The sequence below is a fragment of the Acinetobacter johnsonii genome (assembly GCF_048551975.1).
GTDB classification, from domain to species: Bacteria; Pseudomonadota; Gammaproteobacteria; order Pseudomonadales; family Moraxellaceae; genus Acinetobacter; species Acinetobacter johnsonii_A.
In genome coordinates this window covers 1-250 of record NZ_JBIMCF010000327.1, presented here as the reverse complement: position 1 = coordinate 250, position 250 = coordinate 1, and the positions used below count along the sequence as shown (strand labels likewise).

1 protein-coding gene is annotated in these 250 nt (G+C 35.6%); it reads right to left on the bottom strand.

Features of this window, described 5'->3' with window-relative positions; all coding sequences use genetic code 11:
• Window positions 1-30: 30 nt before the first annotated feature.
• Window positions 31-250: prolyl oligopeptidase family serine peptidase (locus tag ACG9ZB_RS17675; protein ID WP_419326889.1), on the bottom strand; the 220-nt coding region annotated here is incomplete at its 5' end.

Below are 250 nucleotides of genomic sequence, written 5' to 3'. Positions count from 1 at the left end.
CAGTTATGCAAACTGGGGTTTGTCTTTATCTTATTTACCAAAATATTTATCACAGTATTCAAGTGATAGATTGATAAACTCCTGCAATTTATCAATATCATTATACATTCCATGGTTCGATTTTGGAAATTCAACATAATCGTATGGCACACCATTCTCTTTCAATGCATCTATTAAAGGGTATTTAAGTTTAGTCGGCACACAATGGTCGATTAGTCCATACCCCATCAAAGTCGGCACCGAGTTTGCC